The sequence below is a fragment of the Poseidonibacter ostreae genome (assembly GCF_009208075.1).
Classification (GTDB): domain Bacteria; phylum Campylobacterota; class Campylobacteria; order Campylobacterales; family Arcobacteraceae; genus Poseidonibacter; species Poseidonibacter ostreae.
Window position 1 is genome coordinate 18763 of the sequence record NZ_WFKJ01000016.1, and the last position, 16283, is coordinate 35045.

18 protein-coding genes and 1 other RNA gene are annotated in these 16283 nt (G+C 28.2%); 14 read left to right on the plus strand and 5 right to left on the minus strand.

The window, feature by feature from the left end; all coding sequences use genetic code 11:
* Positions 1–32: 32 nt before the first annotated feature.
* From GBG18_RS06670 to GBG18_RS06680, 3 genes are all read left to right on the plus strand, one after another.
* Entirely contained in the window at positions 33–1739 is a 1707-nt protein-coding gene (locus GBG18_RS06670) for a vWA domain-containing protein (protein ID WP_152189567.1), read from the plus strand.
* Between the two features lie 79 nt (positions 1740–1818).
* Positions 1819–2766, plus strand: a complete 948-nt coding sequence (locus GBG18_RS06675; RefSeq protein ID WP_152189569.1) for a TAXI family TRAP transporter solute-binding subunit — start codon at positions 1819–1821, stop codon at positions 2764–2766.
* A 121-nt stretch (positions 2767–2887) separates the two neighbouring features.
* Positions 2888–5038: a TRAP transporter permease gene (locus tag GBG18_RS06680; protein WP_152189571.1), complete on the plus strand. Its 2151-nt coding sequence runs from the start codon at positions 2888–2890 to the stop codon at positions 5036–5038.
* Positions 5039–5060: 22 nt separating this feature from the next.
* On the opposite strand, the gene ppk2 (GBG18_RS06685) is transcribed toward GBG18_RS06680, so the two are convergent.
* The 5 genes from ppk2 (GBG18_RS06685) to GBG18_RS06705 form a co-directional block, all read right to left on the minus strand.
* Positions 5061–6191, minus strand: coding sequence for a polyphosphate kinase 2 (gene ppk2, locus GBG18_RS06685; RefSeq protein ID WP_152189573.1), 1131 nt, complete (start codon positions 6189–6191; stop codon positions 5061–5063).
* A 2-nt stretch (positions 6192–6193) separates the two neighbouring features.
* Positions 6194–7018, minus strand: coding sequence for a polyphosphate kinase 2 (gene ppk2 / locus GBG18_RS06690; RefSeq protein ID WP_152189575.1), 825 nt, complete (start codon positions 7016–7018; stop codon positions 6194–6196).
* A gap of 14 nt (positions 7019–7032) precedes the next feature.
* Complete coding sequence (nspC, locus tag GBG18_RS06695) at positions 7033–8172, minus strand: carboxynorspermidine decarboxylase (RefSeq protein ID WP_152189617.1); 1140 nt, start codon at positions 8170–8172, stop codon at positions 7033–7035.
* Complete coding sequence (gene rd / locus GBG18_RS06700; RefSeq protein ID WP_152189577.1) at positions 8168–8335, minus strand: rubredoxin; 168 nt, start codon at positions 8333–8335, stop codon at positions 8168–8170. The genes nspC and rd overlap by 5 nt, the downstream gene beginning before the upstream one ends.
* A gap of 102 nt (positions 8336–8437) precedes the next feature.
* A complete protein-coding gene (locus GBG18_RS06705) occupies positions 8438–9646 on the minus strand; it encodes a saccharopine dehydrogenase family protein (RefSeq protein ID WP_152189579.1) in 1209 nt (402 codons plus the stop codon).
* A gap of 79 nt (positions 9647–9725) precedes the next feature.
* Between GBG18_RS06705 and ssrA the strand changes: the two genes are divergently transcribed.
* The 11 genes from ssrA to GBG18_RS06760 all read left to right on the plus strand — a co-directional run bounded on the left by ssrA (position 9726) and on the right by GBG18_RS06760 (position 16161).
* Positions 9726–10115, plus strand: a transfer-messenger RNA (tmRNA) gene (ssrA, locus tag GBG18_RS06710).
* A gap of 196 nt (positions 10116–10311) precedes the next feature.
* Entirely contained in the window at positions 10312–11715 is a 1404-nt protein-coding gene (locus tag GBG18_RS06715; RefSeq protein WP_152189581.1) for a tyrosine-type recombinase/integrase, read from the plus strand.
* Between the two features lie 384 nt (positions 11716–12099).
* Positions 12100–12291 (plus strand): helix-turn-helix transcriptional regulator, encoded by a 192-nt coding sequence (locus tag GBG18_RS06720; protein ID WP_152189582.1) that lies wholly within the window; start codon positions 12100–12102, stop codon positions 12289–12291.
* A 1-nt stretch (position 12292) separates the two neighbouring features.
* Complete coding sequence (locus tag GBG18_RS06725) at positions 12293–12535, plus strand: hypothetical protein (RefSeq protein WP_152189584.1); 243 nt, start codon at positions 12293–12295, stop codon at positions 12533–12535.
* Between the two features lies 1 nt (position 12536).
* Complete coding sequence (locus GBG18_RS06730; protein WP_152189586.1) at positions 12537–12875, plus strand: hypothetical protein; 339 nt, start codon at positions 12537–12539, stop codon at positions 12873–12875.
* 179 nt (positions 12876–13054) lie between these two features.
* Positions 13055–13735, plus strand: coding sequence for a hypothetical protein (locus GBG18_RS06735; RefSeq protein WP_152189588.1), 681 nt, complete (start codon positions 13055–13057; stop codon positions 13733–13735).
* A 197-nt stretch (positions 13736–13932) separates the two neighbouring features.
* Positions 13933–14565 carry a hypothetical protein gene (locus GBG18_RS06740; protein WP_152189590.1) on the plus strand — a complete coding sequence of 211 codons (633 nt, stop codon included), beginning with the start codon at positions 13933–13935 and terminating at the stop codon, positions 14563–14565.
* A gap of 45 nt (positions 14566–14610) precedes the next feature.
* On the plus strand, positions 14611–14961 hold the full coding sequence (locus GBG18_RS06745; protein ID WP_152189591.1) for a hypothetical protein: 351 nt from the start codon (positions 14611–14613) through the stop codon (positions 14959–14961).
* 85 nt (positions 14962–15046) lie between these two features.
* Complete coding sequence (locus tag GBG18_RS06750; protein ID WP_152189593.1) at positions 15047–15355, plus strand: hypothetical protein; 309 nt, start codon at positions 15047–15049, stop codon at positions 15353–15355.
* A complete protein-coding gene (locus tag GBG18_RS06755) occupies positions 15345–15761 on the plus strand; it encodes a hypothetical protein (RefSeq protein WP_152189595.1) in 417 nt (138 codons plus the stop codon). Before GBG18_RS06750 ends, GBG18_RS06755 begins: the two co-directional genes overlap by 11 nt.
* Positions 15762–15807: 46 nt before the next feature.
* Complete coding sequence (locus GBG18_RS06760; protein ID WP_152189596.1) at positions 15808–16161, plus strand: hypothetical protein; 354 nt, start codon at positions 15808–15810, stop codon at positions 16159–16161.
* Positions 16162–16283 lie beyond the last annotated feature (122 nt).

A 16283-nucleotide genomic window follows, 5' to 3' on the forward strand; every position in this document is an offset into this window, starting at 1 on the left:
TTTAATAAAATACATTTCTAAGGAGTTTTCAATTGCAATTTTTATATATAAATGTTATTTATTTAATGCTACTACCTTCGATAATACTGATGATTTTAATCATCAAAAAAAAGAATTCTTTTGAAAAATATTTCTCACAAGAAGTTTTAGAGAAATTAAGTGTTTCAAGTGACTACTTTTCAAATAAAGCAAGAAATATAACTTTATTTATTGCATTATTATTTATGATTATTGCATTAGCACGTCCTGTAACAAATGAAAAAGTACATGATACAAAACAGCAATTAAATGCAATTGTAATTGCTATTGATGTTTCTAAATCAATGATGGCAAATGATATCTATCCAAATAGATTAGAGTTTGCTAAGAAAAAGCTTTTAAGTTTACTTGAACAATCAAAAAATAATGCCTTAGGTGTAATTCTTTTTGCTAAATCTTCTTTTATACTTTCACCTATAACACAAGATTTTACTTCACTTAAAATCTTAATTGAAAACTTAGATACAGGAATAAATTTTGACAATGGCACAAATATTTATTCAACTTTAGAAACAACAAATAAACTATTAAAAAACTATAAAAGTAAAAACCTTATTCTTTTAAGTGATGGGGCAGATAAAAAAGAGTTTAATGAAGAAATAGAGTTTGCGAAGAAAAATAATATAAATATCTATGTAATTGCAACGGCAACAAAAAAAGGCTCAGCTATAAAGTTAAAAAATGGTAATTATTTAGTTGATAAAAGAGGAAATATTGTTAATGTAGGGTTAAATGAAAATATCAAAAGTTTAAGTCTAGAAACAAATGGTGGATATATTAACTATTCACTTGATTCAAATGATATTACACAAATTTTTAAAGAAATAAACTCAAAATCAAAAAAACAAGAGTTTAAAGAAGAAAGGTTTAAAACATATACTGAACTATTTATCTATCCTTTAGCAATAGGACTTATATTTCTACTTATTGCTTTTTCTTCATTACCATCATTTAAATTTAAAAATAAAAAGAATATATTGAGTATTTTTACAATACTTACTTTTTTTAATGTAAATCAACTTCAAGCATCTGTTTTTGATTTTAAAACAATTGAAGAAGCTAATAGTGCATATAAAACAGAGAATTATAAAAATGCTATAAAAAAGTATTCTTCACTTGAGCAAAAAGAACAGACAAAATATAATCTTGCTAATTCTTTATATAAGGATAAACAATATAAAGAAGCAATAAAAAAATATAAAGAGATTCAAAGTGATGATAAAGATTTTAATTTTAAGAAATCACATAATCTTGGAAACTCATATGTAAATACAGGGAATCTAGAAAAAGCAAAAACTTCTTATGAAGAAGCATTAAAACTAAAAAATGACAAACAAACAAAAGAAAATTTAGAACTAGTTAAAAAAGAGCTTGAAAAGAGAAAAAAGCAGCAAGAAAAACAAAAGAAACAAAAACAAGATAGTAATAAGAAAAAAGATTCAAAAAACAACAAAAAAGAGAGTAATAAAGAGAAGAAATCAGACAAAAAAAATGAAAACAAAGAAGAAAGTAAAAAAGAGGATAAAAAGAAAAAACAAGATAAAAAAGATTCAAAAAAGGAAAAATCTTTTAATCAAAATGAAATATCAGACTTAGAAGAAGAAAAGTGGCTAAAACAGCTTGAAAATCAAAAAACAAACTCATTATTAAAGAAAATGGAAACACAAAAAAAAGAAAATGACATATTAAACCCTTGGTAATTACATAAAAGTTTCATAAAAAAGGTTTATTTAATACACTTTTTTATATTATTAATTACAATAAAAAAAAGGAGAAGATATGAAGAAAAGTGTATTAAGTTTAACATTAGTAGGTGCATTAAGTATTCCTGCCATGGCTGCTCAATTTATTACAATAGGTACAGGTGGAGTTACAGGAACGTATTATCCAACAGGTGGTGCAGTTTGTAGAATGGTAAACAAACTTAAAAAAGAAACAGGTATTAGATGTACTGTTGAATCAACTGGTGGTTCTGTTTATAATGTAAATACAATTAAAGCAGGTGAACTTGACTTTGGTATTTCTCAAAGTGATACAGCATTTCAAGCATATAATGGTCAAGGTAAATTCAAAGGTGCTGCACATAAAGATTTAAGATCTGTAATTGCAATTTATCCTGAATTACTTGCATTTGTTGCTAGAAAAGATAGTAATATCAACTCTATTGCAGATATGAAAGGTAAAAAAATCAATATTGATGTACCTGGATCTGGTACTAGAATGACAACTGAAATCGTTATGGATGCTTTTGGTGTTAAAGATTCTTCATTAGATTTAAAAAGTGAGTTAAAGTCTACTGAGGGTCCTAATATGTTAAAAGATAAAAAGATTGATGGTTACTTTGGTATGTTTGGACACCCAACTGCAAATATCAAAGATGCATCAAACTCTGTAGATATTAATATTGTACCAATTGATGGTGAGCAAATTGATAAATTAGTTAAAAAATACCCATATTATGCAAAAGGTTCTATTTCTGGAACTTTCTATAAAGGTGTAACTACTGATGTACCAAGTATTGGAGTTAAAGCTGTATTAGTTTCTTCTACTGCATTAGATAGTAAAGCTGTTTATGTTGTAACAAAAGCAATTTTAGATAATTTTGAAGCATTTAAAAAACTTCATCCAGCATATAAAACAATTACTAAAAAATCATTATTAGATGGTTTATCTGTTCCTCAACACGAAGGTGCTAAAAAAGCATTTAAAGAAGCAGGTCTTTTATAAAAAACCGTTTTTTGTTTAAAAGGTTAAAGGGATTTTCTCTTTAACCTTTTTTTTTAAGATATTTAAAAAGACTACCCTAATAAATAGTTTTTTTTAATATCTAATAACCAAAAGGATTTATATGGCACATGAAATTAGCTTAAGTCAAAGAGAAGAAGAACTTCTTCACAATCTTGAAGACCAAGAGCATCGTAAACATATCCCCGAATCAGAAGAAGTACATGCTAATGAAGAAGAATTAATTGCAGATTTAGAAGGACAAAGATCTTTTGATAAAACAAACTGGGAATTTTGGCTTATTGGAGTTGTTGCTTTTCTTTGGTCAGCGTATCAACTTTATGTTGCAGTAGTACCTACTAATGGTGCTTTTGTAAGGTCAGTTCACTTAACATTTGCACTTATATTGTGTTTTATGATGTATCCTATGTATAAATCAAGGATACTAAAATACAAAATACCATGGCATGCTTTTGCCTTTGCAATTATTGGAGCAGTTGGTTCTTTATATGTATATTATGATTATACTGGCTTATCAATGCGTGCAGGAGCATATCTAGGAAGAGATGTAGTTATTGGACTTGTTACAATGGTGATTTTACTTGAAGCTGCACGTCGTGCTTTAGGTATGGCACTTTCTATTATTGCAATATGTTTTTTAATATATGACTATTTTGGTCAATATATGCCAGATTTAATTGCACATAAAGGTGCAAGTTTAACAAAACTTTCTGCTCAAATGTACTTAACAACTGAAGGTATTTTTGGAGTTCCACTAGGAGTATCTGCTGGATTTGTATTTCTATTTGTACTTTTTGGAGCATTACTTGAACGTGCTGGTGCAGGAGATTATTTCATAAATATGGCATATGCTGCCTTAGGAAAATATAGAGGAGGACCAGCAAAAGCTTCAGTTGCTGCATCTGGACTAACTGGTATTATTTCTGGTTCTTCAATTGCAAATACTGTTACAACAGGAACTTTTACAATTCCTTTAATGAAAAGATTAGGTTTCCCTGCACATAAAGCAGCTGCGGTTGAAGTTGCTGCATCTACAAATGGGCAATTAATGCCTCCAATTATGGGAGCTGCTGCTTTTATTATTGCAGAGTTTTTAGGACTTGCTTATACAGATGTTGTAATGGCAGCATTTATTCCTGCTTTTGTTTCTTACTTTGCTTTATTTTATATAGTTCATTTAGAATCGTTAAAATTAGGACTTGAAGGAGAAGATCCAAGTAAACTAGCTCGTGTTTGGGATATATTTAAACAAGGAATTCATTATATAATTCCTATTTTCTTCTTAATTTATACATTAATTGTATTAAAAGAATCAGCACAAAGTGCAGCACTTAGTGCAATTCAATTTATGATGTTAATCATGGTTACGCAAAAACCAATTGGTGCAATATTAAGAAAAGAGAAACTTACAAAAAGAATTTTATTAGAAGGTTTTGAAGATATTGCTATTGGTATGGTAAATGGTGCTAAGAATATGGTTCCTATTGCAATTGCTACAGGTGTTGCCGGTATGGTCGTGGGTTCTGTAACTTTAACTGGAATTGGACAAGTTTTAATTGAAGTAATTGAAGAGCTTTCAGGTGGTTATATCTTAGCTATTTTATTATTTACAGGTATCATTTCACTAATCCTTGGAATGGGACTTCCTACAACTGCAAATTATATTATTATGGCTAGTTTAACTGCTCCTATTATTATATCTCTTGCAGGAGATAGTGGCTTTTTAATTCCAACAATTGCAGCTCACCTTTTTGTATTTTACTTTGGTATTCTAGCCGATGACACCCCACCTGTTGGGATTGCGGCATATGCCGCAGCTGGAATTGCAAAATCTGACCCAATTAAAACTGGTATTCAAGGTTTTGCTTATGATATAAGAACGGCTATTTTACCTTTTGCATTCTTCTTTAATAATAAGCTATTACTTATTGATGGAGTTGACGCAAATGAACCAGATAATCCAGCTTTATGGCAATGGATTACAAACCCTGCTGAAATAGCTCTTATATTTGGTATGGCGGTAATTGGAATGTTTGCATTTTCTAGTGCAACACAGAGTTATTTTATGATTAGAACAACTATAGTAGAAAGATTAGCTTTCTTTGCTATTGTACCTTTTATGTTAGTACCTAATATCGCTCAAGAGTGGCTAAATCTACCACATGAGTATGTATCTTATATAATTGGAATAGGTATATATTTAGCTATTTATTTATCGCAAAAAGCTAGAATGAAAAATTTGAGTTTAGCTTAGAAAAAGGAGTAAAATCTAAAAACTAATAGTTTTTAGATTTTCTCATTTGAAGTAGTTCTTTTTGAACTGAAATATTTACAGCTTCATTTGGTTCATAATCAAGTGAATAGTTTCTTCCATCATAATCAACAGAATTTAGTATTATTTTCATAGCTTCTAATCTAGCTTTATGTTTATCATCACTTCTTACAATATTCCAAGGTGCAGACCGTGAAGTAGTACGTCTTAGCATTTCATATTTTTTTTCAGAGAATTCATCCCATAAATCTTGTGCTTGCATATCAACTTCTGAAAATTTCCATTGTCTTAGTGGATCTTCTATTCTTCTATCAAATCTTCTTTTTTGCTCTTCTTTTGAAACAGAGAAGTAAAGCTTAATTAAAATCATACCTTGTCTTACTAAATCTTGCTCAAAATTTACAACATCTTCCATGAAAATTTCATGTTCTTCTTTTGTACAAAAACCAAAAATCGGTTCAACCATAGCTCTATTATACCAAGACCTATCAAATAATACTATTTCTCCACCTCTTGGGAAATGCTCAATATAACGCTGGAAGAACCACTGAGTTCTTTGAGTTTCAGTAGGCTTTCCAAGTGCAACAATTCTATAATGTTTATTATTCATATATCTAGTCATTCGTCTAATAGCACCACCTTTTCCAGAGGCATCTCTACCCTCAAAAAGGATAATCATTCTTTTACTATTTGATTCTAAATAATTCTGTAGTTTAATTAGCTCAATTTGATACTTTTTAAGCTCTTCTAAATCATATATCTTTTGAATACCCTCTTTTAAAACATGCGGATTTAATTTTTTGTAATCCTTTAAAATTGATAATAATTCTTTATTTTCATTAATTAATTTATTAAGTTGGTCATTATTAACATTACTACTATTTTCATTAACTACATTACTTCTTACTGGTTCTTCTATTTTTTCATTTATCACTATTGAATCTTTAAATTTTTGCATTAAATCTAATGCAGACTTTTTTGTTAAGTTATCTTTTCTTGTATAACCTAAAACTTTTACATATCTCTTTTTTTCATACTGAAATCTTGCTATATACTTTTTTCCAAAAGTTGGGTGTGCAGCTTTTGAAATATATAATCCACTATAGTTTGTTTTTTCAAAATCACTTAAATTCATAACTAATGAGACCTTGCAAATTTATTTTCTTGTTCCATATTCTCAATCTCTTGAGTTCCTGTAGTTAAAATACAATCATCAGTTTTAACTTCTTCAGAATCAATTTGATTCGGGTATTCAACATGAGATAAAATATATTTTATACAATTTAATCTAGCTTGTTTTTTATCATCACTTTTAATAACAGTCCAAGGAGAGATGTCAGTATTTGATGCCATTAACATTGAAAACTTAGCGATTGTATATTTATCCCATAATTTTTGAGACTCTTTATCTACAGGTGAAAGCTTATACTGTTTTAATGGATCAACTTCTCTTTTCTTAAATCTTTTAGCTTGTTCTTTTTTAGATACAGAAAAATAAAACTTCATTAAAATAATTCCAGATTTTACAAGCATTTGCTCAAACTCTGGAACTTCTTTTAAGAATTCATGATGCTCATTCGTTGTACAAAACCCCATTACAGGTTCAACTCCAGCTCTGTTATACCAAGACCTATCAAATAAAACTATTTCACCTGCACTTGGTAAATATTGAGTATACCTTTGAAAATACCACTGAGAAGTTTCTCTATCACTTGGCTTTTCTAAAGCAACAACTCTAGCACCTCTTGGATTTAAATGCTCAGTAATTCTTTTGATAGTTCCACCCTTACCTGCAGCATCTCTACCCTCAAAAATCATTAAAACTTTTAATCCCTTATCTTTTACATGATTTTGGAACTTTAATAACTCAATTTGCATTTTTTTTAGTTCTTTTTCGTATTCTAAAGTCTCTTTTTTAACCCAAACTTGAACTTTTTTTGCTTTTTTCTTATCTTTTCCCATTATCAATTAATCCTTTATGAAAGTCTGCTTATATACTCATTATATCCAAAGTTGTTTACAATTTCATAACAATCATCTGATACTTTTATTACAACTGATGGTAATTTTATTCCATTAAATGTGGTAGTTTTTACCATTGTATAGTGAATCATATCTTCTAAAATGATTTTATCCCCTACTTCTAGAGGTTTATCAAAAGAGTAATCCCCAATAATATCTCCAGCTAAGCAAGTATTTCCACCTAATCTATAAGTATATTTCTTTTCATTTACATTTCCTGCATTTCTAATCTCTGCACGATATGGCATAGCAAGAGTATCTGGCATATGAGCTTCTGCTGAAGTATCTAAAATAGCTAAATTCATTCCATTTTTAATAACATCTAAAACTGTTGCTACTAAATATCCAGTCTGCCAACCTACTGCTTCACCTGGTTCTAAAAATACTTTTAAATGAGGATATCTTTTCTTGAATTCTTTTAATAGTTTTATTAAGCCCTCAACATCATAATCACTTCTTGTAATATGATGTCCACCACCAAAATTTACCCATTTTAATTGTGAAAAATATTGAGAAAAGTTTTTTTCAAAAGCTTCTAAAGCTCCTTCTAGAGCATCAACATTTTGTTCGCAAAGAGCATGAAAATGTAAACCCTCAACACCTTCTAAATTATCTTCTTGAAAGTTCTCTTTTGTGATTCCAAGTCTTGAATTAATAGCACAAGGATTATATAAATCAACCTCAACACTTGAGTATTCAGGATTTATTCTAAGACCAATTGAAGTTTTTCCAATCGCTTTACTCTTGAATTGATTCAGTTGATTAAAAGAGTTAAAAACTAAATGATTTGAAAGCTCAATGATTTCGTCAATCTCTTCATCTTTAAAAGCAGGTGAATAAGTATGAACTTCTCCACCAAACTCTTCTCGTGCTAGTATTGCTTCATGAAGTCCTGAAGCACAACATCCTTTTAAGTATTTTTTACATAAATCAAATGTTGAATACAGGGCAAAACCTTTTAGAGCTAAAAGGATATTTACATCTGCTTCATCTTGTATCTTTTTTAATAATTTTAAGTTCTTTTCTAATAAGTCTTGTTCACATACAAAACTAGGACTTGGTAACTTATCAAAACTATTTACTGTCTCTTTAATCTTCTTCAAATGGCTCAAAATCCTCTTTTGTTACACCGCAATCTGGGCATTCCCAATCATCTGGTATGTTTTCAAATGCAGTTCCTGCTTCTATCCCAGAATCTGGATCACCTATTGCTGGATCATAAATATAATCACACACTGTACATATATATTTTTGCATTATTAACTCCTAATATTTTATAAAATATTATACAAGTTTATTAATTGCAAAAGTACTTAATTAAAAAATTAGTTTTAGAATTTAAACTTATTTTATCTTTTCTTAATCAACTGGTAATTCTAATATCTTCCAAGGTAAACCTTGTGTCATTAATTCATCCATAAATGGCTTAGCATCAAACTCTTCAATATTAAATACACCTTTGCCATCCCAAATACCTTTATAAATCATCTTAGTACCAATCATTGCTGGAACTCCCGTAGTATAACTTACAGCTTGTGCTCCTGTTTCTTTGTAACACTCTTGATGATCACAAATATTATAGATATATACTTTCTTTTTCTTTCCATCTTTAATTCCAGTTATTATACAACCAATATTTGTCTTACCTACAGTTCGGGGACCCAGTGAGGCAGGATCAGGTAAAAGGGTAGCTAAAAACTCAATAGGAATAATTTTTTGCCCTTTATGCTCAACTTCTTTAATACCTAACATACCAACATTTTCTAAACATCTCATATGTTGAATATAAGAATCTCCAAAAGTCATAAAAAATCTAATTCTTTTTAAACCTTTAATATTTTTACATAAAGACTCTAACTCTTCGTGATATAAAAGGTAAGAAGGTTTTACACCAACTTCTGGATAATCATGGTCAACTTTTATTTCTAAAGGTTTAGTTTCAATCCATTTACCTTCTTCCCAATATCTACCATTTGCAGATACTTCTCTTAAGTTTATTTCAGGATTAAAGTTTGTAGCAAAAGGATATCCATGATCTCCTGCGTTACAATCCATAATATCAATATAGTTTATTTCATCAAATAAATTTTGCTGAGCATATGCACAAAATACACCAGTAACTCCTGGATCAAATCCTGAACCTAAAAGAGCTTTAATACCAGCTTTTTCAAATTGCACTTGTTTTGCCCATTGTTCTTTGTATTCAAATTTTGCTTCATCTGGATGTTCATAATTTGCAGTATCAACATAATCAACACCTGCTTTTGTACAAGCATCCATAATTGTTAAATCTTGATAAGGTAATGCCACATTTAAAACAACTCTAGGGTTTACTTGCTGTATTAAAGCAACAAGTGCAGGAACATCATCTGCATCAACAGATGCAACATCAATGCTAACACCTTGATTCTTTAAAATATCATCTCTTATAGATTCACATTTTGAAATAGTTCTAGATGCTAACGTAATCTTTTCAAACGTATCGATATTCATCGCACACTTAACAGTAGCTACTCTACTAACCCCACCTGCACCTATTATTAAGATACCAGTATTTGAATTTGCCATTTTTGACCTCTTATATTTTATATTAAAAGGATTATATTATCTTTTAAGTAAATATTTGTTAAAGTTGCGAATATTATATGGGGATGATTTGGCTTCGATTAGAGCATTGAAGTTCAGTTGCATGTCGGCCTGAACACGCCGTTACACGGTTCATTTTTTTTAAACGCAAATAATAACAATTATTCTCCAGCTTACGCAGCAGCGTAAGTTTTAATTTAGACTCCCCTTAAGTGGGTCGAGACTAGGAGGCTCATTCTACTGATGCTATATAGGTAGATCAAAATGGGCTCACCCCAATAGCTTATCTTTAAAGAGTTGATTTAACTTTGAAGAGACATTCCAAATCTTATCTTTTATAAGCCTTGCAGGTTGAGCTTATAAAAAGTGAAATTAATCGACCTCTTCTAAACATGTAGACGCTGTGCGGATATGTTTTAAGACTCCGGTTCAATCCCGGACATCTCCACCAATCCATTATTTTAATACATTCAATACTATTCATTTAAAGCCTATCTTTAGGCATTTATAGAGCTTTAATCACTTCATAGCATACAATACTATTTAATACTAATCAATCTTTTATGATACTTTTAATGATACCCTGATATAATTTTTATGATACTTAATAGTTTTAGAGTATCAAAGACTAAAAAAGGACTCAATTAATGCCTAAGAAAATAATCCCCTTAACAGATACAAAAATAAAAGGTACAAAACCAAAAGATAAAGATTATGTTTTAGTTGATGGAAATGGATTAAGATTATTAGTAAAAAAGAATGGTTCTAAAATTTGGGAATTCATTTATTCAAGTCCAATACTTAAAGAAGAACGAAAAACACTAATTAAAGATGAAAATAATCAAGATGTATTAGATCAAGATGGAAGAAAAACATATAAAATAAGTATAGCCCCAAAAAGAAGGAAAAAAACTTTATCAAAATATGTTAGTGGGAGTGAGAAAAAAAAGATAGAGAAAATGACTGATTTAGAAATCTCAAATATTACAATCGCAACTTTGTCAGAAGCAAGAAGTATTGTTAAAAGATACAATGAAATATTAGGTAATGGCTTTGATGTTATACAATATTTAGAAGAGTTGAAACAAAAAGAGACTGCTGAAGCTGATGGAATGTTTAAAAGTGTTATGGATAAATGGTTTGAAGGTCAAAAAGATAAGATACAAGACATTACATACAAAAAGAAATATCAAGTTTTTGTTAGTTCAGTATTACCATACTTTGAAAATAAGCATATTAAAGATATTACAAAACTTGAATTATTCCATGTATTAGAAGAAAAAGAAAAAACAGCAGCAGAAACAGCTTCACGACTATTTAATTATTTAATCGATTTATGGTCATATGCTGTTACTCACGAATATTGTAAATACAACTATTTAGCAAATATAAAGAAAAAGCATGTACTTACAAAAAAAAGAACCCCTATGAACTACGAAAAAATTACAGATGAAAAAACATTTAAAGAGTTAATTAATAGTATCTACTCATATAAAGGTATGCCTTCAATAAGAAACGCATTAAGACTGGTTATTCACATACCATTACGGGCGAGTAACTTATGTAACCTTAAATGGGAACACATAGACTTTGAAAATAAAACACTTACAATACCAAGAGAACTAATGAAAGTTAAAAATCTTAATTTACCTGATTTTAGACTTCCTTTAACTGATGAAGTAATAAATATACTTCAAGAACAAAAAGAACTTATGACTAAATATACAGAACTTAAAGAATATGTTTTTATTGGAGCAAATAATATAAAGCCTATTGCAGAAGAAAGTCCAAATGCTGCATTAATAAGATTAGGATATACAGCAACTAAAAAGCATACTTTACATTCATTTAGGGGGTCATACCGAACCATCTTAGAAGAAAAACAGCAAGAGCATGACATAAGTGATAAAATATTAGAAAGTGTTCTTGACCATTACAAAAACTTGACTAAAGTAGAATTAGCATATTTAAATACTGTAAGTTATTTGGAGCAACAAAAGCCATTAATGAAGTTTTGGAGTGATTATATTATGAGTTTATTAGAAAAATAAGAATGAATAAAAAGAAATTTAGAAATTTAAATACTACTTAGAAAGCCTACTCTATCGAATTATTGACTTGTTACTTTATGTAACAAATATTTACATATGTTACTTTATGTAACTTCTATGCTATAATTTCAATGTTTCATATAAACTAATGATGTTTATATCTAGTTAAAGGAGTTTGTTTTAATTGTTGGTAGCAATTGAAACAATCCTTTTTTTGTTGAGAGTTAAATTTTAACCCATTATATTTATAGTTGATTTATATTAGTATATTAGAAAGCATTCAGTCAAGACTTTATCTATAAAAAGAAAGAGAATTTACATATTGCTACATAAGGGAACACTTTTAACACTTAGTTAGTCAAGCAATTTTCATAAAGGAAAAATATGCCAGAAGAGATTAGAAAAGCAAATATAAAGTTTTTAAGAATAAAAGGAATAGTTGAAAGATACAGTATTTCAAGAAGTTCAGTTTATAACTTTGTTAAAAGTGGAAAGATTAGAGCTATAAATGTATCAGAAGGAATAACAGTTTATTCAGTAGATGAATTAGATGCCCTCTTCAATGGAGGGTTATAAAATGAAACTAATACTAATCAATTACTACTTACAAAGATTTGATAATGTAAGAATGAATCCTTTAGTAAATATTAATGAACTAGAAGAGCTACATCATGAGATTTACTCAATAATTGAAAGTTATACAAAGAAACATAAAATAGAAGATGTATTCACAGATATTCTAAATCATATTGCACTTGATGTAAATTATGAAATAGAAAAAGCGTGTGAGCAATTAAATGTAAATAATGATGAGGTGTAATATGAAGTTTACACCTCTTGAAAAAAAAATACTAACTATGGCTTTAAATGATGATGATAGATTATGTAGTTATTATGCAAAAGAATTATTTGAGCATATAAATTTGGCTGATGTGGTAAGAAAGCAAATAAGAATAAAATTAGCAGTTGCATTTAAATTTGAATATGACTATGTTAGAGATATTGTTTTTTTTACTGAAAAAAGAAATGTAATGAAACAAAACGGGAAAATTGCACCTATTGGAATTTATAGACTTGACAGTAATTTTAAATCAAAAGTAAAAGACTTAATGAGTGAAGAGAAACTAACACCAATGGGAATACTAAACAACAGAAAATAAAAGAATATTGGTACTTTAAGGATTAAAAAAACACCCCCCTTTATGTAGTACAATATCATACAATTAAAAAAGAAGAATTAATCTAATAATCAATGAAGCCCCACGAGTAAAAGGGCTTTGTTGATAGTTTAAAAATATGGCTTAAGAATTGAAGTTCTTAATATAAAGGTAGAAACTCTATGAACATACTAGCAGAAATACAAAATCTTATCAATGAATTTAATAAAACCAATGAAGAGAATTTAGAGATAGATAGTGTCAGAAGTAAATTCAACAAAAGGTATAAATTGCAGCAGTTGGAAAAGTTAGGCAAGTGGCAAAAGATTAATAAAAATGATCGAACTATAATGGATAAACTCAAAAAAAGATTAGATGCTGATGAGGTTACAAGTGCCTACCAATTAGAAAACTACAATGTCTACTATTACAACAGCAATAAAGATGCGCCAAAATACAGAACTGCTATCATGGTAATCTTTGGCCTAAGACAGTATCACAAAGACCCACCACCTCAACACATAGTTAGCAAGATAATATCTATCTTAAAGAATATTAGTAGTATTGATATTTGCAAGGATTTACCTATTAAACCTAATTTGCAACAGTTGCAGCAGCACTTTTATTTAAAAAGATATTTTGACAAAAGAATAAAAGCATATACAGATACTTATTATATAAATGAAACTGATGTCTTAATGCTGGATAAAATCTGTATTTATAACAAAGCATTTAAAAATGGCTTAGATGGTATCTTGTTCAGAATTGAAGGAACGTTCTCTATTCCTAATATAAAATATCTAGCATTGCCACTCTATGAATTTAAACAAATCACTAATTTAGCAAAGGTAAGTAATGACTAAAGAAGAATTTGAACAGAAGATAAAAGAGCTATTGCAAAAAGATAAAAGATTTGCAGATGTAACTATAAAGATTAAATATAAATATAAAAAATAAAATTTTTAGATTTATATAAAATAAAATAATTATTTTGGTAGTATTAAAAATGATGTGAGTGCATTAATAAAAACAACTTATAGGTTGTACCTGGAGAAAAAGAATGAAAATATTTGGGATTATATTAACAATAGTTTCTTTATTATTTGGCTTGTTTGCTTTTAATATGGATGTGTCTGTTTTAACAAGTATGGGAAGAAGAGTAGTAAATATAAGTTTAATTAATCAACAACAAAATTACTTATATGTGAGTGGTTTAGGAATACTAATTGGGATTGTTTTATCAGTTTTTACAAAATCTTCTAAAAAGGATGAGAGTAATTCAGAAATAAACAATGAATATGAAGAAAAAAAGACAGAGAAAGGATTTAATTATAAGTTACCCGTAACAGAGAAAGTTACATTTTCTTTAATTAAAGAAAGAACTTTGGAATTTTATAAAGAAAATTCTTTTGTTGCAAAAACTGATAATGAAGACACTCTTTTTTTAAGTAATAAAATAGATAATTCATATGTTGAGATTAAAAATATGGAAACTTATGTAAAGCTTTCAGTATATAATGTGTCTGAACCTAAATTTATAAAAACTTTATATGTGAAAAATGAAAATAACAAAATTGATAATATCAATAATAATACAGATAATTTAATTGCATTAGGAGAGATGTTTAAAAATGGACTTCTAACTAAAGAAGAATTTGAAGAACAAAAAGAATTATTGAAAAAGAAAAGTTAAGATAAAAGATTTACAAAAGATTATCTATGATCAAGGATAGAATAAATGCAAGAAATTACAGAGGAATTACAAACAAAGATAAACAACTATTTAAATAAATCAATTAGCAATGGGTGGAATCTTGTTAATCAAAATAAAGAAGGATTTGTTATTGAGTTGAAATCTCCTTTTTCTTTAGGTAGATATTTTGTAGCAGTAGGATTAACAACATTTATATTTGCTATTTTAAGCCTTTTATTAGGTTTTTTTATTAGTATTCTTGGGCTAATTATTAGCTCGATAGTTTATATTTTTGTGTTCAGGAGCAGAACAATTAGATTAAATGGTGTTATACAACATAATGAAAATAAAGTAGTTATTTTTAAAAACAATAGTAAATATAAAGAAATCGTATAATTACATAATCATAAAAGTAAGTAATACTAAATAGCTAATTTATAGTATAATATACAATTAATTTATACTATTAAGAGGCTATTTAATGATTATATCAATAGATGTAGAACTATTCCAAAAGATTAAGCAAATAGTAAAAGGTAGAAATCTATCTATTTATGAAGAATTGGAAGCAATCACTCCACTTGATGCAGTTGCAACAGTAACAGCAGATACAAGTCTAATGAAAGCTCGTGCGATTAAAACTCAAAGAATCAAACAATCTATCAAAGAAACAATTAAAAGCCTACATCTTCAAGATATGAAGCCTACAAAGTACAAAATACATAAAAGAACTGGTATTGCTTATGTAACAATCAATAAATACTATGATGAGATCAAGAATGAATGCTAAACAAAAAGAATTTATAATATTACGAGCTGATGGAGTTACCTTTGATAAAATTGCTACTACATTAAAAACTTCAAAAAGTACCTTGATTAAATGGTCAAGGTTATATCAAAATGAAATAAATGATATACAGTTTGAATCTATGGTAAAGATCAAAGAAGAATTTGAATATACAAGAAAAAATAAATATAAAATATTGCTGGAGCAGTTGCAAAAGGTAGATGATGCAATTTTACAAAAAGATTTAAAAGAAGCCTCACTTAAAGAACTATTTTTAATTAAATCAAATATTGATAATCAACTTAATAGATTAGAAGATAAAACTATTTTAAAAGATAGTGGGCTTCAATGCTTCAATGAATATACAAATCAAAATGAAATGATTAAAATAAAACTAAATGATGTCTGATACTAAATCACTACTAAAGACTACCAAGAAAGTAAAATTATAGATCATGTTACAACTCATACCACTTGAAAAGATTGAAAGCTTAGAGAGCTTAGAAACTACATTAAAACCATTAAATGAAAGAGACAGAAGAAAGCATTATTCTAACTTAGAATTAATATGTAATTCTATGAATTTAATATACCAATCGCATTTAAAGTTAGAACTAATTGCACAAAAAAGAAATGAAGCAACACTAACAGCAGAAGAACATTTAAAATTAAGTATTGAAGCTAATCAACAAACTAAAAAAGCTCATGAATATTTATCTACTTTGGAAAAAGATTGTATATACTGGAATGATGAAGATATTGAACATGAATTTAAATGTTGTATGTTACAAGATGTTAATGAATGTTAAAAATTTTTAGTTTTTGTTGAAATGATGTTGAAGTGCTGCTATTCTATAAATTAATGATATTATGAATATAATCATATTCTAGTTATTAAATACGGGATTGAACCCAAGTCTCACAATTGAGA